The organism is Sphingobium sp. BS19 (genome assembly GCF_027925545.1).
Lineage (GTDB): Bacteria > Pseudomonadota > Alphaproteobacteria > Sphingomonadales > Sphingomonadaceae > Sphingobium.
The window spans coordinates 241,950-264,557 of sequence record NZ_BSEF01000010.1; the positions used below are offsets into that span (position 1 = coordinate 241,950).

A 22,608-nucleotide genomic window follows, 5' to 3' on the forward strand; every position below is an offset into this window, starting at 1 on the left:
GCACTCGCCTACCGGGCGCTTCGCGAGTTTATCGAACGCTCGATCGGAGAGAACCTGTCCGGCCTTTAGGGGAGAACAACAGTGAGCTGTCACGAATGATTTGATGCGGTGGAAGGCTCCGCGCATCAACGTAGCCGTGCAATGGTCGAGATTAGGTGAAGCCGCCTATTCCATCACACTTAGGAGGTTATCGATTGAGGCCGCAGCAAAGGCTGTGAAGCTGTCAGCCACCGCATATGGCAGGAACATCGTCCGATCCTGGACGATCGCACCACAGCTATAGACGACGTTGGGCACGTACCCGTCCCGTTCGTGTGGGCTCGGTGCCAGTACCGGCCGCGGCGTGCGCGCAAGCAGTTTTGATGGGTCATTCTTGTCGAGCAGGCATGCGCCAATGCAATAGTTGCGCACGGTGCCGACGCCGTGGACTATTACTAGCCAGCCTTCGGCGATCTCGATCGGCGACCCGCAGTTACCCATCTGGACGAACTCCCAAGGGAATCGCGGCGCGATGATTTTCGCGCCGCCCTCCCAGTGGAGTATGTCATCAGAAACGTGCAGCCAGATATTTTTGTTGTCCTGACGTCCGAGCATGGCGTAATTGCCCGCGATACGCCGAGGGAACAGTGCCATCCCCTTCCCTATGGCCGCTTTGCCGGTCAGAACGCGCATCTCGAACGACCTGAAATCGGTGCTGCTCAGCAATTCCGAGAGCGCCTCGGCACCGCTGAACGCGGTGTAAGTTCCGTGATAGATTATGCTGCCATCATCGTCGCAGAAGCGGACGAGGCGCATATCCTCGATACCTTGGCGCTGGCTCGGCAGAACCGGAAAAAGCACGATCTCCGAGATCGTTCGACTGCCCGCGCAGCACAGGCGCACTGCCACGCCTCCCCCCTTCTCGCAGGTCTCGATGAGTGGTGGCACCGCTGTGGGGCTGGGATCATCGACTACGAGTTCGCCGCCCGGTGTCCAGGTGCCGGTGCGGAACGTCACCGAAGACACATGCCCCTCGCCGATGCCTCGCAGCGACATCACGAAACGGATGGTGCCCTCAGGGAGACCCGACTGGTCGGGATGGAGCACCGCGCTCGGGTTGAACAAGGCCGCAGCCTCATAGGCATACTCTTCGCTGCAGTAGGCACCGATCAACCGCTTCCGACTCAACCGTGGTGGAAACCGGCAAGCCAATGCCGCGCTATATCGGGTTGCAATCGTTCGGATGCGCAACCATCCGCCGACACTTGCCTATGTCAGCAAACGAAAAATGGAGGGAAAGAGCAACCGGGAGATTATACGCTGCCTTAAGCGATACATCGTTCGCGAAATCTTTACCCACCTATGTCGCCCAAAAGCATCTCTGACCAGCGCTTGACAAATATAGGAGCCTCAACGCTTTGGCCGAAACGATCAACGGTCTCTACAAAGCCGAGGTGATCCACCGGCGCGGACCCTGGCGCAGCTTCGAAGCCGTCGAGTACGCCACGCTCGAATGGGTCGATTGGTTCAACCACCGTCGGCTGCTGGAGCCCATCGGCAACATCCCGCCCGCCGAAGCCGAAGATCAATATTATGCTGCCGCGGACAACATCGATATGGCAGCATGACTCACAACCCAAGGCCTCCGGCAGACCCGGGGCGGTTCAGTGCCCGCTATCGGGCGGCGCTGGAGAAGGCGCAAGGCCTGCCCCCGATCGGAACCGCGGTCGTGCATTCAGTTGACGAAGCTTCGCTTCGCGGGGCGGTCGAAGCGGCTGATGCTGGGCTGATCGTGCCAATCCTGGTCGGCCCCGCCGCCCGGATCGCGCAAGCGGCAGAGGCGGCTGGGCTTCCCCTGGGCGCATTCGAGCTGATCGACGTTCCCCATAGTCATGCTGCTGCGGAAAAGTCCGTGGCACTGGTCCGCGAAGGGCAGGTGGAGGCCCTCATGAAGGGGGCGCTCCATACCGACGAGCTCATGGGCGCGGTCGTGGCCAGTGGCAGCGGTCTCAAGACCGAGCGGCGGATAAGCCACATCTTCGCGCTGGATGTCCCGAGCTACCACAAGCCGCTGTTCATCACCGATGCTGCGATCAACATCTACCCGACGCTCGACGACAAGCGAGACATTGTCCAGAACGCAATCGAACTGTGTGTCGCGCTCGGGATCGACCCACCTAAGGTCGCCATCCTCTCAGCGACAGAGATGGTCCATGCCAAGATCAGTTCCACGGTCGAGGCGGCCGCGCTGTGCAAGATGGCCGAGCGCGGGCAGATTACGGGCGGCTTGCTGGACGGGCCGCTCGCGTTCGACAACGCCATCTCAAAGGAGGCAGCGGCAGCAAAGCACATCGCATCGTCCGTGGCCGGCGATGCCGATATTCTTCTCGCGCCAGACTTGGAGTCGGGCAATATGATCGCCAAGCAGCTGATCTATCTCGCCGGGGCCGATGCCGCGGGCCTGGTCCTCGGCGCCCGCGTGCCGATCATGCTGACCAGCCGTGCCGACGGCGCGTTGGCACGGGTCGCGTCCTGCGCGCTGGCGCAGATCTTCATTCGCAGCCGCTTGTCGCGTGCCCTATGACATCCTCCATCCTGGTCCTCAATGTCGGCTCGTCTACGCTGAAGTTCGCGCTCTTTGACGGTGCCGGACTTGATCTCTTGTGTCGGGGTGTAATCGAAGATCGGGGCGCTGGATTCCCGGTCAGTACAAGCGGCCCCTATGCCCCCGCCTTCGCCGCTCTGCCGGGAGCTGCAGGGGCAACCCTGCCGGCCCGGATCGAATGGCTACTGAGGACCGCCGCAACCAAGCTTGTCGACAGGCCGCTGGCGGCCGTCGGACACCGAGTGGTCCACGGCGGCACAACGTTTGCGGAACCGGCCATCGTGAATGCAGCGATGCTCGACGAACTGGGGCGGCTCATTCCGCTTGCGCCGGCTCACCAGCCGCACAACATCGCTGCGATCGCCGCCGTAACGGCGATGGCGCCGGACTTGCCCCAGATTGCCTGCTTCGACACGGCGTTTCATCGCACCCAACCGCGGGTGGCGCAGCTCTATCCGCTGCCGCGGGCACTCAGCGACGAGGGATTGCTGCGGTTCGGCTTTCACGGACTCTCTTACGAGCATGTCGCACAGGCACTTGTCGAGGTGGCCCCTGATCACGCCAATGGCCGCGTGATCGCGGCGCATCTCGGGCACGGTGCGAGCCTCTGCGCGATGCGGAATCGACAGAGCGTCGCCACGACGATGGGGTTCACCTCTCTCGAGGGGCTGATGATGGGAACCCGTTCGGGGTCGATTGATCCCGGGCTAATCCTCTATCTGATACGCGACCGCGGCATGACGGTAGAAGCCGTTGGCGACCTTTTGAACAGCCGCTCCGGTCTTCTCGGCGTGTCAGGGCTGAGCGATGATGTTCGCATCTTGGCGCAGAGCCCGGATCCCTCCGCCGCCGAGGCGCTCGACCTGTTCGCGTACCGGGCAGCGCGCGAGATTGGCTCGTTGATGGTGGCGGTCGGCGGCTTGGACCTCCTCGTATTTACCGGGGGCATCGGCGAAAACTCTGCGTCCCTTCGCGCCGCCATCTGCGAACGGCTGCGTTGGGCTGACGTTATCCTTGATCCCGCCCGAAATGAGCAGGGCCTGCCCCGCATCAGCGCGGAGGCAGCACGCGTGAAGGTCTTCGTCATACCGGCCAATGAGGAGCTTGTGATAGCGACCGCGACGCGAGAGTTGACGGCGGGCCTGGCAGGGCGCAGCGGCGGTAAGCGGCGCTCGCCGCCTTCGGTCCGATGAGCTTCGCATCAGCGTTCTTCGGCATCCTCCTCGAAAAGCCTGATCCGGTTGATGACGGAGACGAAGAACGCGGTCGACCATCCAAGCAGGATGATTCCGTTGGCACCTTCGATGGCGCCGACCAACCGCCAGGCTCTCGGGAGAACGACGTCGCCGTATCCGAGAGTGGAGTAGGTCGTGGTCGAGAAATAGAGCGCGTCGTCGAAGGTCGGGAGCGCCCCGACCGCCGCGTACAGAATCGCGTAGGTCCAGATCTCGATGGTGTGGAGGGCGAACAGCCCGAACGCGGCGCCAAAGATGACAATGAGCTGGTGAAGCCGAGTGCGACGGACCTGAAGCCGGCGCTGGTGTCGGCGCATGAGCGCGACAAGCAATCCAAGTCCAACCAGGTGCATGACGACGGTCAGCGCGACCATGATGCTGGCGATGACAAGCTGCGGCACAATATCTCCGTGTCTCAGGGGATCGCCGGACGTTCGATCCTCGACGACCTGCTAGAACCTTGGCAGGAACTAAGAATCAATCATCGCTCGTGGGCTCTAGGTCGCCGGCGTGTCATTCAGCTCGCATTGATCATTCCTCGCGCATGCACTTTGACGTGCGTCAATGTGTCTCTAGCGCCGGCGGCTCTACCGTCGCGGCAGGTACCCGCGGAGACGGGCTGCGCCCATGCGGGCATGTAGGCGGAGAGCGCAAGCCCGCCTCCCGCCAAGGTAGCACCGCGCAACAGCTGGCGGCGGTCGAAATTCCGGCTCATGCCGTCTCCTCGTGGATCAGTCACGGTGGTACGTGCGAACGGGAAACCCGACCGCCCTCACACTCGATTACGCACGGGCCCGCCAAAGCCCTCAGATTATTTCCAGGATTTCGCCCAAGCGGGCTCGGGCGCGGTGAAGGCGGGTCTCGACCGCCTTCTCACTGATCGCCAGCGCTGCCGCCGTTTCGGACTGAGACAATCCCTCCACCGTGCGGAGCAGAAGAGTTTCCTTGAGCGCGGCAGGTAACCGCGCCACCGCTTGCCACAAGCGCGCGAGTTCCGCCCGGTCCGCGGTCGCCACGTCCACGGCTGGCGCCTGATCCTGCACGTTCTCGATCGTATCAAACGGCAGCGCTGATGCGAACGTCAGGATTTGCCGCACCCGCCTACGCCGCATCCAGTCGCGGCTCTTGTTGATTGCGACGCTGGTTAGCCAAGCGCGCAACGGGCGGTTCCCGTCATAACCGCCGAGATGCTGGAAAGCGGCCAAAAAGCAGTCCTGGGTCAGATCGAGCGCCTCTTCGGGGTCCCCGATATGACCGCGGATCATCCGATAGATCGGCTCTCGATGACGACGCATGATCTCCGCAAAGGCGGCCTGGCGCCCGCCGAGCGTCAACGCCGCCAGTTCGCCGTCGGAGCAGCCCGCGAGCTCGAGCGTCACCGCTCGTCGGCGGTGAGCGCTTGCACCACCGCCTGGTCGAATTTGGCGGCTTGGTTGGGACGAAGCAATTGCCGCATCGCGAAGATATGGGCGAGCGTCTCCTTCTGCAGTTCGCCCATTGCCTCGTGCGACCGGTCGACGGCCGCTGCCACCTGCGGGCCGTTGCCATGCTCCGCCTCTATGGCGTCGGCCAAGCGGGCATTGTCCGCGCGGAGCTCTAGCTCTAGCGCGCGTCGTCGAACGGCAAATCGTTGCTCCACCACTTGAAGTTGTGCGCGCTGGCGCTCATCCAGATCGAGCTGGTCATGCAGTACGTCGTGCAATTCGACACCATGGGGAGCCGGAAGGAACAGGGTGCGCCCAAGTAGCACCCCACCGAGCGCTGCGACGAAAGCAATCGCGCCAATCAGCAACGTTCGCCGTGCCGGGGTCATTGAATGCTGGCCAGCATAGTCGAAGGCGCGAGTGGCGCTGCTGGACCGAAGGGAGAGAGCATCGGCGCCGGCGCAGCCGAAGTAAGGCTTGCGCCGGCGACGCCCATCAGCACCGCTCCGGTCGCGGCGAGCAGTCCGAAACGGAGCGGCGAGCGCGAATCATACCGCCGCTGCTCCGCGATCTTCTGAAACACAGCCGCTTCCAGGTTGGCGAGACCCGGATGCGTCGGCGCCACAGCAAGTCGGCTCAGCGCCGCCTCCAAATCAATGTTCATGTCGATCTGCTCCTCTCACCTGGAATACGCGTCATAATCGATCATCCCTCAAATCGGGTTGCGACGCGATGAACCTGGCAGGGCGACCAGCCAATGAGGGCTGTCGCCATCTTCGGCGAAGGACGCAAGTCCGCGTCGTGGCACTTGCCTTTGGTTCGCCATCCTCGCGGCGGGTTCAAGCGTGCCACCGTATTCAGATGGGCGGCGATGCCGGTTGACCGGAACGAGTAGGTGCCACTCGCCGTCTGATCCCGCCCGCGCCCACACGTCGGCGACCATCTGGAACGCATTGGCCTGGGGCAGGGGGTGTCGCCTCGTCCCTAAGTCCCGCGCGCGATCGTGCGGAACAGCGGCCCCATACGATCGTCGCGCAAGCCGACTGGGGTCGTCAGTCGATCGCGTCGAGCAGCAGCCGCGCCTCGTCGAGTTCCAGCACGGGGGTCTTGCCGCGCCTGACGTTATGCGCCCGCCCGCGCACCGACGCTGCCGGGTTCGCCGGCACCACCTGGCCGGTCACCAATCAATCGAACAGGTGCCGCACGCCGGCGAGCGCTGCTTGACCGTGGGCGCGCTCACCTTTCGCGCTAGCGCCTCGATCCAGGCACCGCCTTGCAGCGGCTGGACGTCCGCGCTCGACGCCACCTCGCGCGCCTCGCGCCAGCCAGAAACTCGCCCGCCGCGCGCGCATAAGCGCGGCGCAGACACTGCTCATCGCTCAGGTTTAAGCCGTCCCCGCCGACTTCTCACATATCGTGTTCCATAGGCATCGGCTTCATCGCGTCGGGTTTGGGCTTGGCGCCGACGGGCCCGGTACCGCGCTTCTTCTCCGCGCGACACTTGGCACCCATTTCGGCCATCTTTTTCTGGCTCATGCCCATTTTTTGCATGCCAGCTTTCGACATACACGACGAGGCAGGCATGTTGCCCTTCATCTTGCCGTCCTTCATCCCCGGCATCATGTTGTCATGGCCCATCATGCCGCCGCCCATCGGCTTCGCCGGCGGTGCCGCGCGGTCTTGAGCAAGTGCGGTGCCCGAAGTTAGCAGCAGTGCTGAGAAGATTAGGCCCATCTGGGAGCGCGATATCGAGATGTTCATGTGAAATCCTTTTCATTAGGATCAAAGCCTGGGCTCAATTGATCGGTAAGTTTTCTCCGCTCGCCCAGGAAATCAGGTTAGCGGACTGCTGCTAAGCCCTGCGCGTGGACGCAGGTCGCGTCATTGACGCAGATCAAAGCGGTACATTGCAGGCGAAGCGACAAGGCGGGCGCTCGCGGCAGGTATCAAGCCACATGAATGCGTACGAATCGGGCGAACGGAAAAGGCGAAAACGCCCCGGTCCTGACCGTGCGGCAGGTCGGCACCTAGAGCAAAATAGGTCGGCCTTCGGCGCTACCGCCGTTCGTCACGGTGATGGCGTCACCTGACCCCGGCCGCCAGCGAAAGGCGGCCGGGTACCTTTTTCCTTAAGCGCCGGCGTCATTGATCTGCCAACGACGCGCTCGATCAGGGTCCCTCCTCCCTACGCTCCCATGAGCTGAACCGTCGCCATGATCCCGAAGCTTGCCTCCTCGACGCCCGCCGCCAACGCCACGGTCGCGAGTCCGGCGCGCATCATGCTGCGCTTTAGCGAGAAGCTAGTGAACAAGTTCTCGGGCGCCGAACTCGTCATGACCGACATGCCAGGGATGAAAATGAACGCACCGATGAAAGTGGCGGTGAAGACGATGTTCGGGCCCGATGGCAAGACTTTGATGCTACTGCCCGCCAAGCCGTTGACCGCTGGCACCTACAAGCTCGACTATCATGTCGTTTCGGCCGACACGCACCGCATCAATGGCGGCTACAGCTTCAAGGTGAAGTGACACCCATGATCGAGGTGGCTTCGGTCGCCGTCCGGTTCGCGCTCTATGGGGACCTGATGCTTCTCTTCGGCCTGCCGCTGTTCGGTCTGTACGCCCTTCGTGGGACCGAGCGGGTGTCCGGCTCGGTCCTCCCGTTCCGACGATTGATCTGGCCGCTTGCCCTTATCGGTGTAGCGCTATCGTCCGTAGCGCTGATCCTCCTTGCGGCCGCGATGAGCGGGGTGGGACCTGGTGCTGTCGACCGCGAAGCAATCGGCATGGTGGTAACGGGAGCATCGGCACTGCGTGGCAGGCCCGCATCATGGCGCTGTTTGCCGCTGCATGGCTCGCTTTTTCCGGGTGGCGCCGGCCGGTCGTCCTGTTGACGCTTACGACGGCCGCTGCCGCAGTTGCGCTTGGCTCGCTGGCGTGGACCGGGCATGGGGCGGCCGACGAGGGCGCTTTAGGGTGGGCCCACCTGGTCGCCGATATCATTCATCTTCTGGCGGCCGGCGTTTGGATCGGTGCGCTGCTTGCGCTCACCATGCTCCTGTTGCGACCGTCCGCCACACTGACCGCCGATCACATCATCCTTTCGCACCGCACTCTGGACGGCTTCACGGCAGTGGGGTCGCTAGTGGTGGGCCTTATCATCGTGTCCGGTCTGATCAATAGCTGGATACTCGTTGGCCCAGCCAATCTGGCGGCCCTGCCCACGACTCTTTACGGCCAGCTTCTTATCGCCAAGCTCGTGCTGTTTGCAGGAATACTCGGTCTGGCGGCGAGCAATCGATTCCGTCTAACGCCCGCTCTCGAGGCATCGCTCGACAACGGGGATCACGCTACGGCCGTCGCCGCCTTGCGGAGAAGCCTGGCTCTTGAGAGCGCGATAGCGATCACCATCCTGGCCGCGGTCGCCTGGCTCGGACTTCTGGCGCCTCCGGCGTCAGGCGCGATTTGAGTGCGCCTCATAGCGCTACGCGTGTCTGTTTTTAGGCTACAGCACCTCGATGGTGGAGCGATCGGCTCCGCTAATCGCGACAAGAGTCGGGAGGGCCGCGTCCGCGATAAAACCGCTTCCTGTGTGAGGGCAAGTGCGGGCCCATGCGTATGAGGAACGGAGACACTATGGATTGAGAAGGGGCAGCTGGATGTTCGACGGGGCAAGACGCGCGATCCTGATGGTGTTTGCCGTGCTGGCTTTGTCGGCCGGTTCGATCGCATCGGCGCACGAGAATCATGACGCTATAGGCGCGGGCCCAGGGCCGGCGAAAAATGCCACCCCGAACCAGCGAGCCGACAAGGCGGACGCGACCGACGGCCACGTGGGCATGGGATCGATGTCGACCGTCGATATGAACCTGGGCGGGCGCGGCATTGCGGGCGATGACATGGACATGGGCGGAATGCACGAAGAAGCCGCGAACAAGAACAAGACCTTCGGACAGCGCATCGTGAGCTGGCTCGGCCGCCTACACACGATGGTCATTCATTTTCCAATCGCCATGTTCATCGGTGCATTTGCCGTCGAGTTGTTCGGACTATGGCGCCGCAACCGTGACATGCAGCACGTTGCTCACGTGATGCTCGTGGTCGGGGCATTAGGCGCGATCGTCGCAGCGTTCCTGGGCTGGTTCGCAGGCGGCTTCTACCTAACCGACCGCAATCCGATTCTAATGACGCACCGCTGGCTTGGAACCGCCATTGCCGGTGTCGGGCTGGTGCTGGTCTACTTGGCGGCAGGTCACCGCCGCGCGCCGGAGCGATCACGCAAGCTCTACCTGGTCCTGCTCGGCTTGATGACGCTGGCGATCTCGGTACAAGGCTTTCTTGGAGGAACGTTCATGCACGGCGGCTTGAACCATCTGGCATTCTGAAATCGTGGGTGAAGATATGGCTTTCCGCTTGCAGAAGATATTGGTGGCGTCGCTGCTACTGCCTACCGCAGCAACCGCGCAGCCTTCGAACCATGCCACCGACACGCTCGCCGTGCAGGCAGTTCTGTCGCAATATAAAGCGGCGATCGAGAAACTTGACGGGGCGGGGACCGAGCGGCTGTTCACGCCGGATTCGCAGATATTCGAAACTGGCGGCTCGGAAGGAACCTACGCCAACTACCTCAGCCATCACCTCCGGCCGGAGCTCGCTGCCTTCAAGTCTTTCAAATTCTCAGACTACAAGGTCGACGTGCGGTTCGAAGGGCCGATTGCGCTCGCCACCGAAACCTATCGCTACCGGATCGAGCCCAAGACTGGAGATGTCGCGGAGCGGATCGGTGTCGCGACGAGCGTGCTCAAGAAGGTCGGCGGCACGTGGAAAATCGTCAGCATGCACAATAGCGGCCGCCGCCCCAAGGGATCCTGACCGCCACATCTGTCATATACCAAGATCTCTGGGCTGCTCATTGCGGGTCAGCGTTCGACGCGGCATCCGCTGAGCAGCAACAGCGCGAACGCGCGTCACGGCTGTCTACCAAGTCTAGACTAGCGAACGCGCTCGAGCGGCGGCGCCCGCACAACATTCAATGTCGATCCAGCGGCCACGCCTGTATCGGCGGTGTGTGGCGCCAACCGAAGCGCCTGAGGCAAACCAATCCTTTTGCCCTCTTCAAGGGCTCGCCCTCACCTCAGTCGATCGCACCGCAAAAGGGCTGATAACGTTGGCGCGGGCGAATTGCGGCATAGTGAATGGTTCGACGGCGAGCCCTCCCGCTGGATCTGCCTGCACTGAGCGTCGGAGGTGGTTAGGCCGTCCCGATCGCAAGATCGTCCAGGATCGGGCAGTCCGGCCGATTTCCACCAGCGCAACGACGAGCCAGATCTTCGAGCGACTTGCGCATCGTGCGGAGCTCCCGCTCCTTGCGCTCCATTTCCCGTGCCCGTGCGAGCGCGAGTGCCTTGACCTCGCCGCTCGACCGGTCACCGTCCTGCCAGAGCGCGACGAGCTGCGCGATCTCGGGAATGGGAAAGCCGAGATCGCGCGCGCGTCGGATGAAGCGCAGCATGTGAACCTCGCGGTCGCCATAGTCACGGTAGCCGGAATCACGCCGTGCGGCCTTCGGAATGAGGCCGATCGCCTCATAGTGGCGGATCATTCGCTGGCTGACCCCTGAGGCTTTCGCGGCCTGTCCTATGTTCACTTGTCCTCTCCTCAAGCCGCGGTTGGGCGCCAACGGCGAAGCGTCAGAGCGTTGGCGACGACGCTGACGCTCGACAGCGCCATGGCCGCGCCGGCGATCACCGGGCTCAGATAACCTAAGGCCGCCAACGGAATGCCGACAAGATTGTAGATGAACGCCCAGAACAGCCCTTGGCGGATTTTGGCATAGGTCCGCTTCGAGATGTCGATCGCATCCGCGACCAGGCGCGGGTCGCCGCGCATCAGCGTGATGCCGGCCGCGTGCATGGCGACGTCCGTTCCCGTCGACATGGCGATGCCGACATCGGCTGCCGCGAGGGCAGGGGCGTCGTTGACCCCGTCGCCGACCATGGCGACCGTGCGGTCCTCTCCTCGCAAGGCTGCCACCGCATCCGACTTTCCTTCCGGCAGGACATTGGCGACGACGTCGGCGATGCCCAGCTTGGCGGCCGCTGCGCGCGCGCTTCCCGCATTGTCCCCGGTAAGCATCACGCTGCGTATACCGCGGCCATGCAGCGCCGCCACGGCGGCCGCAGCGGAGGCCTTCACCTCGTCACCGAACGCGAGGAGGCCGAGGAGGCGGCGCTCGGGAGCGCGTTCCGCGACCCAGGAGACCGTCCGTCCCTCCGATTCCAGTCTGGCCGCTTCGACGGCCAGCTGCTCCAGGGCGATACCTTCGTCCGCCATCAAGCGCGTGCTGCCGAGGATCAAGTTGCGGCCGTTGACGTCCGCAGCGACGCCGCGACCCGGCAGGCCGCGCATGCCTTCAGCGCTGACGGGTTGGACGCCTTCCGATTTGGCCCATGCCATGACGGCCCGCGCGAGCGGATGCTCGCTTCCATCCTGCAGTGCTGCGGCGAGCTCGATGAGTTGGGTGCGCTCCACTCCGGCGGCGGGCAGTCCCGCCAGCAGCGAGGGCTTGCCTTCGGTGAGCGTGCCGGTCTTGTCGAACGCGACGACGTTGATGCGGTGCGCGGTCTCGAGCGCCTCCGCGTCCTTGATCAGCACTCCTGCTCGCGCGGCGACCCCGGTGCCGGCCATGATTGCGGTCGGCGTGGCCAGGCCAAGCGCGCACGGGCAGGCGATGACGAGCACCGCCACCGCGTTCAGGATCGCAACTTCCACTCCGGCGCCGGCGATCAGCCAGCCGGCGAGGGTAAGCGAGGCTATGACGAGGACGATCGGAACGAACACGGCGCTAACCCGGTCGACGAGCCGCTGGATCGGAGCCTTGGCGCCTTGCGCGCTCTCGACCAGGCGCACGATGCGCGCGAGGGTGGTCTCGGCGCCCACGGCTGTCGTCTCGACCAGGATGAGCCCGTCCGCATTGATCGACCCGCCGGTCACCTTGTCTCCGGCGGCTTTGGGCACCGGCAGGCTTTCTCCCGTGAGCATCGACTCGTCGACATGGGTAGCCCCGTCGATCAACAGCCCGTCGACCGGGATGCGCTCGCCGGGCCGGACGCGCACCCGGTCGCCGTTACGCACCTCGGAGAGGGCGACCTCTCGTTCGGCACCGTCGGCGCCGACGACGCGCGCCTGGTCGGGTCGCAGCGCCATCAGCGCGCGGATCGCCTCGCCGGTCTGGCGCTTGGCGCGGCCTTCGAGCCACTTGCCAAGCAGGATGAGCGTGATGACGACGGCCGAAGCCTCGAAGTAGTAATGCGCGTCCATGCCGTGCATCGGCGCGAACAGCAGCTGGTAGAGGCTGAGCCCATAGGCGGCCGATGTGCCGATCGCGACCAGGAGGTCCATACTGCCGGTGCGGGCACGCGCGGCCTTCCAACCCGCGCGGTAGAAGCGCGCGCCCAGCCAGAACTGCACGGGTGTCGCGAGCAGTAGCTGGATCCAGCCTGGCACCGCCACCTCGATACCGAACGGGGCCAGCAGCATCGGCACGACCAGCGGCAGCGACAGCGCCGCGGCGATCAGCACATGGCGGAGCTCTCTTGTCGCGGCGGCGTTGCGGCGGGCGTCCTCGATGCCCCGCTCCGTCTCCGCCGAGCCGGTGCGCGCGGATGCGGTGTAACCGGCGCTTTCGACGGCCTCGATCAGGACATACGCGGGGACGTCCCCTACCGCTTCGATCCTCGCCGTTTCGGCCGCCAAGTTGACACTCGCGGAGCGGACGCCGGGCACTTTCAGCAGCGCCTTTTCTACCCGACCGACGCACGTCGCGCAGGTCATGCCGGTGATCGTCAGCTCGGTCGTTTGCGTCACCGGCGTGTAGCCCGCCGCGAGCACCGCATCGGCCACGGCGCCGACATCGGATCGTCCGTCGACGAATTCGACATTTGCCCGCTCGGTCGCGAGGTTGACCGAGGCGACGACGACGCCGGGCACCCCGGCGATAGCACGCTCGACCCGACCAACGCACGTCGCGCAGGTCATGCCTTCGATGGGCAGCGACAGCATCTCTTCTCTTCCCGCGTGCGCTGTCGCCTGCAGTCGTGCCGGTGCGTTCATGGTCGTCTCCAATATCGAGTCGACGAGCTTATCGTCCCTGACATCGTGTCAAGGTCAACAACGAAAACTTACCCCTTGACCCTGACACAGTGTCAAACCCCACATTTGCTTCATTCACCTCATGGGAGAACGAAGATGATCGATTTCAAGGTACAGGGAATGACCTGCGGCGGTTGCGTGCGGGGTGTGACGAACGCGCTTCAACGCGTCGATGCGGATGCCGTCGTCAACGTCGACCTGGCGAGCAAGACGGTGTCGGTAAGCTCGGCAGCCGATGTACAGCAACTCAAGCAGGCCATCGAGAAGGCCGGCTTTGTGGTGACGCAATAAACCCGATTTTATCTGAGGGCTTTGCGGGGCGGGCGCGTAAAGGGATTGTGCGGTGATCCGCACGTGCCCGCCTCGCGATCATAAGTGCAGCGGGCCTGTCCACGTTCCGCAGCACAAATGAATGAGGGTGGCAGCGTCATGACCGACATCGAACGCAGCGGGTCCGTGAGCGACAAGGACGCGCGCGAACTGGTCCTCATCACCGGTGCGAGCGGTTTTATAGCCGCCGCGCTGATCGCTAGGCTTGGCGAACGCTACACGGTTGTCGGCTTCGATCGCGCCGGTCCGCCGGACCCGCCGCCGCCCGCGGCGGCGATCGACATAGACCTCGGATCGGACGAAGCGGTCCGCGCCGCGCTCGACGAGGTGCGCGCGCGGTTTGGCAATCGCATCGCCTCGGTGATCCACCTTGCCGCTTATTACGACGTCACGGGCGATCCTAATCCGCTCTATGAGAAGGTCACCGTGCAGGGCACCCGCCGACTGATCGACGGGCTGCAGTCGTTCGAGGTCGAGCAGTTCCTCTTCGCGAGCACGATGCTGGTCCACAAGCCGACCCCTACTCCGGACGAGCGCATCAGCGAGAAGTCGCCCATCGGCGCGTCTTGGGCGTATCCGCAGTCCAAAGTCGATACGGAAGCACTGCTGCACGCGCGGCGCGGGAAGATCCCCGTTGTCTTCCTCCGCGCCGCCGGAGTTTATGACGACGACGGGCGCTCGGCGTTTCTCGCGCAGCAGATATCGCAGATCTACGAGCACCGCCTGATCTCGCATTTCTATCCCGGCATGCTGTGCGCGGCACAGTCATCGGTGCACCGCGAGGACTTGGCCGACGCCGTGTTGCGCCTGGTCGATCGGCGGCACGAATTGCCGTCAGAACTGCCGCTGCTCGTCGGCGAACCCGACCCGCCCGGCTATGCCGAGATCCAGGACATCATCGGGGAGGCGCTCCACGGCGAGGGCTGGAAGACGATCCGCATCCCGCAGCCGCTCGCGAAGGCCGGGATCATCCTGCAGAACGAAGCGCTCGGCGGCGACGACTTTATCCAGCCCTGGATGATCGACAGCAGCAACGACCACTATATCCTCGACATCTCGCGCGCACGGTCGCTGCTCGGGTGGGAACCGAAGCACAGCCTTCGCGACACGCTCCCGGCGATCGTCGCTGCGCTCAAGCGGCATCCGCGGGCCTGGTACCGGAACAACAAGCTCAACGAGAACCTGGTCGCGTGGGATGAAGAGCCAGAGGCCGAGCTTGCGGGGTCTGGCCACCACCAGCCCGCAGCGGCCGCCGGAACGGGCGGCATAGATCACGGCGGGATGGATCACAGCAAAATGGACCACGCGGCGATGGGGCACGGGCCCGGCGCCGCGGTCGCGGCCATGTCGGACCACGGCGGGCACGGCGATCACATGGCCTTGATGGACCGCGATGAGCGCCGCGCACGCTGGGCGCTTTACGCCAACATTGGTCTCGGTCTGTGGCTCGCCTCCAGCCCGCTCATCTATGACTCCATGACCACGCAGAGCGTCGGCGAAGCCGCGCGTTTCGTAACCGTCGATCGCGGGCTGCCTTCGATCGAATGGCGGGCTAGCGCACTGGCTATCAGCGATGTCGTCAGCGGGCTCGCCATCGCGCTGTTCGGCGCGCTGTCGCTCGCCCCGCGCACCAAGACATGGGCGCAGTGGGCTGTCGCGTTCGTCGGCATCTGGCTGTTCTTCGCGCCGCTGATCTTCTGGAGCCCGAGCGCCGCGCAGTACAACAACAACCTGCTCATCGGCTCGGCCGTGATCGCCCTGTCGGTGCTCGTGCCAATGATGCCGGGCATGAGCATGGCAGGCATGATGGACCCCAAGAACATCCCGCCCGGCTGGACCTATTCGCCGTCGACCGATGCGCAACGCCTGCCGATCGTTGCCATGGGCCTGATCGGGCTTCTCACCTCGCGCATCCTGACGGCTTACCAGTTGGGGCACATCGATACCGCTTGGGAGCCTTTTTTCGCTGGTTCGCTGAGTGATCCTCGCAACGGCACCGAGGAGATAATCACTTCGGGCATGTCGAAGGCGTGGCCGATCCCTGATGGGGGCCTTGGCACAATCAGCTACGTGCTCGAGATCCTGATGGCGGTGATGGGCACCCGCGACCGCTGGCGGACCATGCCGTGGATGGTGACCTTCTTCGGCATCCTCGTCATCCCGCTCGGCGTCATCAGCATCTATTTCATCATCAGCCAGCCGATCGTCATCGGCACGTGGAGCACACTGGCGCTGATCGCGGCGCTCGCCATGCTGATCATGATCCCGTTCGCATTGGACGAGGTCATCGCCATGGGCCAGTTCCTCGCCTGGGCGAAGCGCCGCGGCAAGCCGCTGATCCGCACCTTCTTCCAGGGTGACGCGATCGAGGCGGGGGCCGAGGACGCATCCGACGTGATGGCCTCTCCTTCTGCCTTCTGGGCGGATGCGAAGCGCGGGCTGACGCTGCCGTGGACGCTGGCAGCTAGCATCGCGCTCGGCGTCTTCCTCATGCTGACGCGGGTGACCCTGGGCAACGAAGGCGCAATGGCGAACAGCGACCATGTGGTGGGTGCGCTGGTTATCACCGTCGCGATCATCGCCACCGCCGAGGTCGCCCGCGCCCTGCGCTTTATCAACGTCGCGTTCGGCGCCTGGCTCGTCGCCGCGCCCTTCCTGCTGACCGGCGTCGGCCATCTGGGCGCTGTCACGTCGGTGGTATTGGGGATCGCCCTCATCGGCCTCAGTCTGCCGCGCGGCAAGCGCAGCGCCGAACATTATGCGAGCTGGGACAAATACGTGATCTGAGGCTCGCTTCGCTGGGGATCGAGCAGGGAAGGGTACGCCATGTCTATTGAGGGCGCCGGCTTCGACGCGGCGCGGTGCCAGGTCCACGACCGTGCGATCGGGCGGTGGGAAAACGAAGGCGGCTCGTTCGCCGGCTTGCACCAGCACCGGACGCCGACGGTCGCCGGCGAGATCGGCGATGCCGAGGCCGGCAACCTGCGCGTGCGCCTTATCGCGCTTGAGAACCTCGTCGTCGCCTTGCTCGCCGGAGCACCTGACAGCCAGTCCGCGCTGGTACGCGAGATGGCTGCGTATATTTCACCCAGGCCCGGCATGACGCCTCACCGACTGACGGTCGAGGCGGCCCGCAACATGCTGGCGCTTGTAGAGCGAGCCGCTCACTACAAGACCGCCGCCGCCGAACGCAAAGAATGACGACCGTTCAGCCGACAGGGGGGATTGTGCGTGCTCGTTTTCCGAGGTTGGCACCCGTGCTGGCGCTAACGCAAGTGGACGGTTATGGATGTTCGCCGTTCCCGCGCATCGGCTCGTACTTCACTCTTTCGCGGTGCACCCTGGAGAACCGACCTTGCCGGATATGACTTCGCCGGAGGATCTTGTTAGCCTCACCACCGACATTGTTGCGGCGTACGTTGTCCATAACAGCGTCTCCGTAGGCGACGTGTCGGCATTGATCTCGGTTGTCCACACCGCGCTTGTCAGTCTGGGTCGGCCGCTGGTGCCCGCAGCCGAAGCCACAAAGCCGGCTGTGGCGCTCCGCGCCTCGATCAAGCCGGAATATCTCATTTGCCTAGAGGACGGCCGGCACGTGAAGATGCTGAAGCGCTATCTCGCGACGCGTTACAATCTCACGCCGGCGGAATACAGAGCAAAGTGGAAGCTGCCCGCGGATTATCCAATGGTGGCTCCCAATTATGCCGAGCGGCGACGCGAGCTTGCGCACAGCATCGGACTCGGTCGGAAGCGCTCACCGATGGCGGAGCCAGCACCGGCAGCTCCCGAACCTGAACCCACCCCGGAGTCGGCTCCCTCGCCTAAGACCCCGCGACGCAAGCTGAAGATCGCGGCAAAGGGCTGACGGGGCGGGCGGTGCTCGCGCACCTGATCCTTTACTCAGCATCTCCTAGCGGTGGCGGCCTTCAGACCGGTATTGATTGCGCGTGGGCATCCCTCCAGTAAGTCTGGCGGACCGCCGTGACCATGCTGAAACGTAAGCGCACCATTGGCAATTGCCGGCACCCCTGACCATATTTGACGAAAGCGACGGTCATGCCCTCGTTTCATAGTTTCCCGATCGCGCGGCGCCGCTTCGTCCAGGGGCTGGCGGTCGGCGCAGGCGTTGCCGGATTCGCTCCGGCGCTGCTGGCGAAATCCCTTTCCGCGTCGGCCGGCGAACTGCGCGGAACCGAGTTCGACCTCGAGATCGCCGAGCTGCCGGTCAACTATACCGGCAAGCGCCGGGTCGCGACGGCGGTGAACGGGGCGGTCCCGGCACCCGTCTTGCGCCTGCGCGAGGGCGACACCGTCACGCTGCGGGTTCGCAACAGCCTCAAGGAAATGTCGAGCATCCACTGGCACGGGATCATCCTGCCCGCCGAAATGGACGGCGTCCCGGGCATCAGCTTCGCGGGCATCGCGCCGGGCGAGACCTTTACCTACCGGTTCGAGGTTTGCCAGACGGGGACCTACTGGTATCATGCCCACACGCTCGCCGAGCAGACCGGGCTTTACGGTGCGATCGTCATCGATCCCAAGGTGCCGACGGGTTCTGTTCCCGACCGCGATTATACGATCATGCTGAGCGACTGGTCGGACGAGCCGCCGCTCCAGATCTTCACGAACCTCAAGAAGCTGAGCAGCTATTACAATTTCGCGCAGCCGACCGCAGGCGACTTCCTCAAGGACGTCGGCTCGATGGGGCTTGGCAAGGCCCTCGAGCGCCGGCGAATGTGGAACACGTCGCGCATGAATCCGACCGATTACAGCGATATTTCCGCCGCGACCTACACCTATCTCATGAACGGGACGACGCCCGCGGGCAACTGGACCGCCATCGCCGCGCCGGGCGAGCATGTTCGCCTCCGCTTCGTCGGCGCCGGGACGGCGACCTTCTTCGACGTGCGTATCCCCGGTGTCGCGCTCACGATCGTCTCGACCGACGGGCAGGCGGTGGTGCCGGTGACGGTCGAGGAGTTCCGGATCGGGCCCGGCGAGACCTATGATGTCGAGTTCACCATGCCGGACGGTGATGCCCGCACGATCTTCGCCCAGTCGATCGACCGCACGGGGTTCGCCCGCGGCACGATCGCGCCCGCGCCCGGCATGGTCGCGCCCGTGCCGGCGCTCGATGCGCGGCCCTGGCTCGACCCCGTCGACATGATGGGCGCCATGACCGCAATGGGCGGCGAACATGCGGGGCACGGCATGACGGAGATGCCGCCCAAGGCCCGGCATGCCCGCACCGAATATGGCGCGAACACCGACATGCGCGTCGACTATCCTCGCGCCAATCTCGACGACCCGGGGGCGGGCTTGCGCGGTCGATCATGGCGCGTCCTGACGCTGGCAGACTTGAGGACACCGACCGGAGATCCCGATCCGCGCGAGCCGGAACGCGAGATCGAGCTCCACCTCAACGGCAATATGGAGCGGTTCATCTGGGCGCTCGACGGGATCAAGCTCAACGACTCGCGGCCGCTTCACTTCAAGCCGAACGAGCGGCTGCGCATCACCCTGGTCAACGATACGATGATGGCCCATCCGATGCACCTCCACGGCATGTGGAGCGACGTCGAAGCGCCGGACGGCACTTTCCAGGTCCGCAAGCATACCGTGGTGGTCCAGCCGGCCCAGCGGGTGAGCTTCCGGGTCACGGCGGATGCGATGGGCCGTTGGGCGTTCCACTGCCATCTGCTCTACCATATGGCCGCCGGCATGTTCCGGGAGGTGGTGGTCGCATGACCGGCCTTGCTCGCCCACAAGGTGCTCCGTTCGCCTTTGTCATTGCGCTCTTGGCTGTGGCGGTCGCGCCCGCCCATGCTCAGGTCGCGCCTCACCAACACGTCCCGGCCGCGCCGCCGATCGCGCAGCAGGTTCAACCGGAAGAACCGCCCCGGGCCGAGGACCATGCCGGCATGGATATGTCCGGGGTCGACGTGTCGGGCGGCAGCACGAAGATGGACATGGGCCGGATGCAGGGCGGCAAGGCCCCGCCGGACGCGCGCGACTCCAACGACTATGCCGACGGCTACCGTAATTCCAGCCTGCCGGGTTATGAGATGGCCGACAAGCTCTCGATCCCCAAGATCCTCGTCGACGAACTGGAGTTTGCCACCGGCAACGAAGGGCAAGGTTTCGGTTGGACGGTGCTGGTCACCAGGGGACAGGACAACGACAAGCTCTGGCTGCGCAGCCAGGGACTGAAGAACTCCGGCGATCGCCTCGATCCCGAGAGCAGCGTCGAGGCGCTCTGGTGGCACAGCAAGAACCCGTTCTGGGGCACGCTGTTGGGCGTTCGCCAAGATCTCGGCAAGGGTGCCACGACCTGGCTCGCCGCCGGCGTCGAGGGTCTGGCGCCCTACTGGTTCGACGTCCAGCTGACCGGCTATGTAGGTGACGACGGCCGTGTGGCGGCCCGTGCCAAGGCTTCCTATGAAGTGCTCTTCACCAATCGGCTCATCCTGACGCCGCAGGTCGAGACCAACGTCTATTCCAAGCGCTCCACCGACCGCGAGCTCGGCAGCGGCTTCAGCAATGTCGAACTGAGCGGCCGGCTGCGCTATGAAATCTCGCGCAAGTTCGCGCCCTATGTCGGCTTCGTCTGGGAACGCGCGCTGGGCGGCACCGCCGATTTCCGGCGCGCGGATCGCGAGCTTGTGACCGAGCATCGCGTCGTGGTCGGCTTGCGCGTGTGGTGGTGACCCGCAATGCGGCGCCGGCAGGATCATTGAACGAACCCGGGCGTCGCGACGAAGGGGACGGCGAGAAGGAGACAGCCTTCCGCTCGCCGATCTTGCTGCAGTTCGCCGTCGCCGCTGCGGCGGCGGGCCAGACCGCTATCCTTGCGTTCCTGCCGTCGCTCGTCGACGAGGGACCGGTCCCACTGTCGCTGCGCGCCCATGACTTCCACGTAGCGAGCCTGAGTGCGGCGCATCCCCTTGCGGCATTGCTCTTTGCGCCGCTCTGGGGCTGGCTCGCGGACCGCATGGACTATCGGGTCCTGCTGCGCGCCGCGCTCATCCTTCTCGCTTTTGCCTTGGCGCCGGTCGGGGTCGTGGCGCTTCCGACACTCTATCTCCTGCGCGCTCTCGCGGGCATGTCCGCGGCCGCGATCATACCGCTCGCATTGCTCTCCACGAGCTTTGCCGGAGGTGGACGGGCCGAGCGGGCGATGCACTTCACCTGGCTCACCGCCTTCGTTTTCCTGGGCGATCTGTCCGCTCCGCTGCTCGCGGAGGTCTCCGGGGCGGTATTTCCTCGAGCGCCGCTCCTGATGCTGTCGGTCGCCGTCGCCATGATCGCCGTGCTCATGTTGGTTGCGCCCCTGCCGGTGCGCGGCGCCGCGCGGCCCGGGAGCGGTGGTGATGGCGAAGCACAGTCGCTTCCGACCACTTCGATCCTGCTCCTTGTCACGGTCGTCGGCGGTGGGGGCCTTGCCGCCATGCATGTCAGCTTGTTGGTGACCCGCGTTGAAGCCAGTCTCAACCGCGAGGCGATTGCATGGATGCTCAGCCTTTGCGGACTGGCGATGTTGGCGGCGCAGCTGTTCCACACCAGGGTCCCGTGGCTGGTGACAGCCCCCAGATTGCTCGCGTGCCTTACGCTTGGGCTTCTCGCCGCCGCCTTGTTCGTCTTTCCCTATGCGTCGTCGATGATCGTGATCGCCGGCCTCATTGTCGCGGCCGGCTGGAGTTCCGCGAGCCTTCGTCTCGTGACGAGCTTCTGGATCAGCGGCCCCCCGCTTCCGTCCGGCTGGAAGCTGGGGCTGCAGCATGCCGCAGCCAGCATTGGCCAGGCTCTGGCGCCACTGGCGATTGCCTTAGCCGATCCAGGGGAGCAGTCGTTGATCCTGATAGGCATCGGCTGGATGTCGATCCTTCTCCTTGTGGCGCTGCCGCTGGTCTGGCGACGCAGGCCGGGTTCGACAAATGCCACCGTTTGATGAGGGGGAGGCGGCATTGGTGCGTATTGAACAATAGGTGCAAACGTCTACCGTTCATCGTCACTGTTCAGGAATCTGTCCATGAAGACCCGTTTGTCTGCCGCCTTGTTGTTCCTCACCATGCCGGGCGTCGCTCTCGCCGCCAGCGATGTCGTCGTTCGCCGGGACCCGGGATGTGGATGCTGTGAGAAGTGGGCGCGGGCTGTCCAGGCGAAGCTCGGCCGCAAGGTCATCATGGAGGACGATGCCGCGCGGCCTGCTTTGCGGCGCAGGGTCGGCGTCCCCGTGCAATTTTCTTCCTGCCATACGGCCCTGATCGACGGATATGCGTTCGAAGGCCATGTCCCGATTTCCGACATGAAGCGTTTGCTCGCCACCCGTCCCGCAGGCGTCAAGGGGCTCGCCGTCGCTGGCATGCCGCTTGGCTCGGAAGGCATGGAAGTGCCGGGCGTCAAGTCCCATAGCTATGATGTCATCGCCTTTGGCGCTGCCGGCCCGCGGGTCTTCGCACGACATTGAATTGCATAGATGCCGGTCTCGCATTGTCGGAGCGTTCGGACCTTTGGTGGCCGCTGCACCTTCAACCTCTGCGCTGTCACGCGGAGCGGATTAGAAGACCCCTTTAATGACCCCGGCGATTTTGCGCGCTGTGTGGACTTGTAACGGTTTTGTGCCGGTCACCTATCTCATTAAGCCACCTTGGCTTCGAAGGCGAGCGGGCTGATGCCGCCCAGATATGAATGTCGGCGGCGGGTGTTGTAGAACCCGTTGATGTACTGAAAGATGGCGGCTTCTGCCTGACGCCGTGTCGGCCAGCTCTGCCGCCAGATGAGTTCGGCCTTCAGGGATTTGAAGAAGGTCTCGACGGACGCATTGTCGTAGCAATTTCCCTTGCCGCTCATCGATGGACGCAGGCCATAGGCCTGCAGCTTTTTCT

General features: G+C 64.3%; 24 protein-coding genes and 3 pseudogenes. 16 read left to right on the plus strand and 11 right to left on the minus strand.

What is annotated here, in order from left to right:
- Positions 1-165: 165 nt before the first annotated feature.
- A pseudogene (locus QMG56_RS13640) lies at positions 166-1,161 on the minus strand (glycoside hydrolase family 130 protein); the annotation flags it as partial.
- Positions 1,162-1,391: 230 nt separating this feature from the next.
- On the opposite strand from QMG56_RS13640, the pseudogene QMG56_RS13645 reads away from it, so the two are divergent.
- From QMG56_RS13645 to QMG56_RS13655, 3 genes and pseudogenes are all read left to right on the plus strand, one after another.
- A pseudogene (locus QMG56_RS13645) lies at positions 1,392-1,607 on the plus strand (integrase core domain-containing protein); the annotation flags it as partial.
- Positions 1,604-2,563, plus strand: a complete 960-nt coding sequence (locus tag QMG56_RS13650; protein WP_375713696.1) for a bifunctional enoyl-CoA hydratase/phosphate acetyltransferase — start codon at positions 1,604-1,606, stop codon at positions 2,561-2,563. The pseudogene QMG56_RS13645 and the gene QMG56_RS13650, both read left to right, overlap by 4 nt.
- A complete protein-coding gene (locus QMG56_RS13655) occupies positions 2,560-3,777 on the plus strand; it encodes an acetate/propionate family kinase (protein WP_281822867.1) in 1,218 nt (405 codons plus the stop codon). Before QMG56_RS13650 ends, QMG56_RS13655 begins: the two co-directional genes overlap by 4 nt.
- 8 nt (positions 3,778-3,785) lie before the next feature.
- Here the strand turns inward: QMG56_RS13655 and QMG56_RS13660 are convergent, their stop codons facing one another.
- The 7 genes and pseudogenes from QMG56_RS13660 to QMG56_RS13690 form a co-directional block, all read right to left on the minus strand.
- Positions 3,786-4,220, minus strand: coding sequence for a potassium channel family protein (locus QMG56_RS13660; RefSeq protein ID WP_245648918.1), 435 nt, complete (start codon positions 4,218-4,220; stop codon positions 3,786-3,788).
- Positions 4,221-4,423: 203 nt separating this feature from the next.
- Positions 4,424-4,534: pseudogene (locus QMG56_RS23475) on the minus strand (twin-arginine translocation signal domain-containing protein); the annotation flags it as partial.
- 91 nt (positions 4,535-4,625) lie between these two features.
- Complete coding sequence (locus tag QMG56_RS13670; protein ID WP_281822869.1) at positions 4,626-5,198, minus strand: RNA polymerase sigma factor; 573 nt, start codon at positions 5,196-5,198, stop codon at positions 4,626-4,628.
- Positions 5,195-5,632, minus strand: a complete 438-nt coding sequence (locus QMG56_RS13675; RefSeq protein ID WP_281822870.1) for a periplasmic heavy metal sensor — start codon at positions 5,630-5,632, stop codon at positions 5,195-5,197. Before QMG56_RS13675 ends, QMG56_RS13670 begins: the two co-directional genes overlap by 4 nt.
- Positions 5,629-5,907 carry a hypothetical protein gene (locus QMG56_RS13680; RefSeq protein WP_281822871.1) on the minus strand — a complete coding sequence of 93 codons (279 nt, stop codon included), beginning with the start codon at positions 5,905-5,907 and terminating at the stop codon, positions 5,629-5,631. Before QMG56_RS13680 ends, QMG56_RS13675 begins: the two co-directional genes overlap by 4 nt.
- A 388-nt stretch (positions 5,908-6,295) precedes the next feature.
- Positions 6,296-6,424, minus strand: coding sequence for a hypothetical protein (locus QMG56_RS23480; RefSeq protein ID WP_375713697.1), 129 nt, complete (start codon positions 6,422-6,424; stop codon positions 6,296-6,298).
- Between the two features lie 226 nt (positions 6,425-6,650).
- Positions 6,651-6,896 carry a hypothetical protein gene (locus tag QMG56_RS13690; RefSeq protein WP_281822872.1) on the minus strand — a complete coding sequence of 82 codons (246 nt, stop codon included), beginning with the start codon at positions 6,894-6,896 and terminating at the stop codon, positions 6,651-6,653.
- 560 nt (positions 6,897-7,456) lie between these two features.
- Between QMG56_RS13690 and copC the strand changes: the two genes are divergently transcribed.
- From copC to QMG56_RS13715, 5 genes are all read left to right on the plus strand, one after another.
- The gene (gene copC, locus QMG56_RS13695) at positions 7,457-7,771 is read left to right on the plus strand and encodes a copper homeostasis periplasmic binding protein CopC (RefSeq protein ID WP_281822873.1); all 315 of its coding nucleotides are present in this window, start codon (positions 7,457-7,459) and stop codon (positions 7,769-7,771) included.
- 5 nt (positions 7,772-7,776) lie between these two features.
- On the plus strand, positions 7,777-8,136 hold the full coding sequence (locus tag QMG56_RS13700) for a hypothetical protein (protein WP_281822875.1): 360 nt from the start codon (positions 7,777-7,779) through the stop codon (positions 8,134-8,136).
- A complete protein-coding gene (copD, locus tag QMG56_RS13705; RefSeq protein WP_281822876.1) occupies positions 8,073-8,711 on the plus strand; it encodes a copper homeostasis membrane protein CopD in 639 nt (212 codons plus the stop codon). Before QMG56_RS13700 ends, copD begins: the two co-directional genes overlap by 64 nt.
- Before the next feature lie 190 nt (positions 8,712-8,901).
- A complete protein-coding gene (locus QMG56_RS13710) occupies positions 8,902-9,627 on the plus strand; it encodes a DUF2231 domain-containing protein (protein ID WP_281822877.1) in 726 nt (241 codons plus the stop codon).
- 16 nt (positions 9,628-9,643) lie between these two features.
- Entirely contained in the window at positions 9,644-10,114 is a 471-nt protein-coding gene (locus QMG56_RS13715; protein WP_281822878.1) for a nuclear transport factor 2 family protein, read from the plus strand.
- Between the two features lie 379 nt (positions 10,115-10,493).
- Here QMG56_RS13715 and cueR read toward each other — a convergent pair whose 3' ends face one another.
- Positions 10,494-10,889: a Cu(I)-responsive transcriptional regulator gene (gene cueR, locus QMG56_RS13720; protein WP_281822879.1), complete on the minus strand. Its 396-nt coding sequence runs from the start codon at positions 10,887-10,889 to the stop codon at positions 10,494-10,496.
- An 11-nt stretch (positions 10,890-10,900) separates the two neighbouring features.
- Positions 10,901-13,354 carry a heavy metal translocating P-type ATPase gene (locus QMG56_RS13725; protein ID WP_281822880.1) on the minus strand — a complete coding sequence of 818 codons (2,454 nt, stop codon included), beginning with the start codon at positions 13,352-13,354 and terminating at the stop codon, positions 10,901-10,903.
- Positions 13,355-13,489: 135 nt separating this feature from the next.
- Here QMG56_RS13725 and QMG56_RS13730 point away from each other — a divergent pair, with 135 nt between their 5' ends.
- The 8 genes from QMG56_RS13730 to QMG56_RS13765 all read left to right on the plus strand — a co-directional run bounded on the left by QMG56_RS13730 (position 13,490) and on the right by QMG56_RS13765 (position 22,190).
- A complete protein-coding gene (locus QMG56_RS13730; RefSeq protein WP_230187306.1) occupies positions 13,490-13,684 on the plus strand; it encodes a heavy-metal-associated domain-containing protein in 195 nt (64 codons plus the stop codon).
- A gap of 138 nt (positions 13,685-13,822) precedes the next feature.
- The gene (locus tag QMG56_RS13735) at positions 13,823-16,510 is read left to right on the plus strand and encodes a vitamin K epoxide reductase family protein (RefSeq protein ID WP_281822881.1); all 2,688 of its coding nucleotides are present in this window, start codon (positions 13,823-13,825) and stop codon (positions 16,508-16,510) included.
- Positions 16,511-16,549: 39 nt separating this feature from the next.
- Positions 16,550-16,924 (plus strand): hypothetical protein, encoded by a 375-nt coding sequence (locus tag QMG56_RS13740; RefSeq protein WP_281822882.1) that lies wholly within the window; start codon positions 16,550-16,552, stop codon positions 16,922-16,924.
- 163 nt (positions 16,925-17,087) lie between these two features.
- The gene (locus QMG56_RS13745) at positions 17,088-17,588 is read left to right on the plus strand and encodes a MucR family transcriptional regulator (RefSeq protein ID WP_281822883.1); all 501 of its coding nucleotides are present in this window, start codon (positions 17,088-17,090) and stop codon (positions 17,586-17,588) included.
- Between the two features lie 191 nt (positions 17,589-17,779).
- The gene (locus QMG56_RS13750; protein WP_021244001.1) at positions 17,780-19,471 is read left to right on the plus strand and encodes a copper resistance system multicopper oxidase; all 1,692 of its coding nucleotides are present in this window, start codon (positions 17,780-17,782) and stop codon (positions 19,469-19,471) included.
- Between the two features lie 173 nt (positions 19,472-19,644).
- Positions 19,645-20,430, plus strand: a complete 786-nt coding sequence (locus QMG56_RS13755; RefSeq protein WP_051187084.1) for a copper resistance protein B — start codon at positions 19,645-19,647, stop codon at positions 20,428-20,430.
- Positions 20,427-21,671, plus strand: a complete 1,245-nt coding sequence (locus QMG56_RS13760) for an MFS transporter (protein WP_281822884.1) — start codon at positions 20,427-20,429, stop codon at positions 21,669-21,671. The genes QMG56_RS13755 and QMG56_RS13760 overlap by 4 nt, the downstream gene beginning before the upstream one ends.
- Before the next feature lie 81 nt (positions 21,672-21,752).
- A complete protein-coding gene (locus tag QMG56_RS13765; RefSeq protein WP_021244004.1) occupies positions 21,753-22,190 on the plus strand; it encodes a DUF411 domain-containing protein in 438 nt (145 codons plus the stop codon).
- Between the two features lie 170 nt (positions 22,191-22,360).
- Here the strand turns inward: QMG56_RS13765 and QMG56_RS13770 are convergent.
- Positions 22,361-22,608: IS3 family transposase (locus QMG56_RS13770; protein ID WP_281822885.1), on the minus strand; the 248-nt coding region annotated here is incomplete at its 5' end.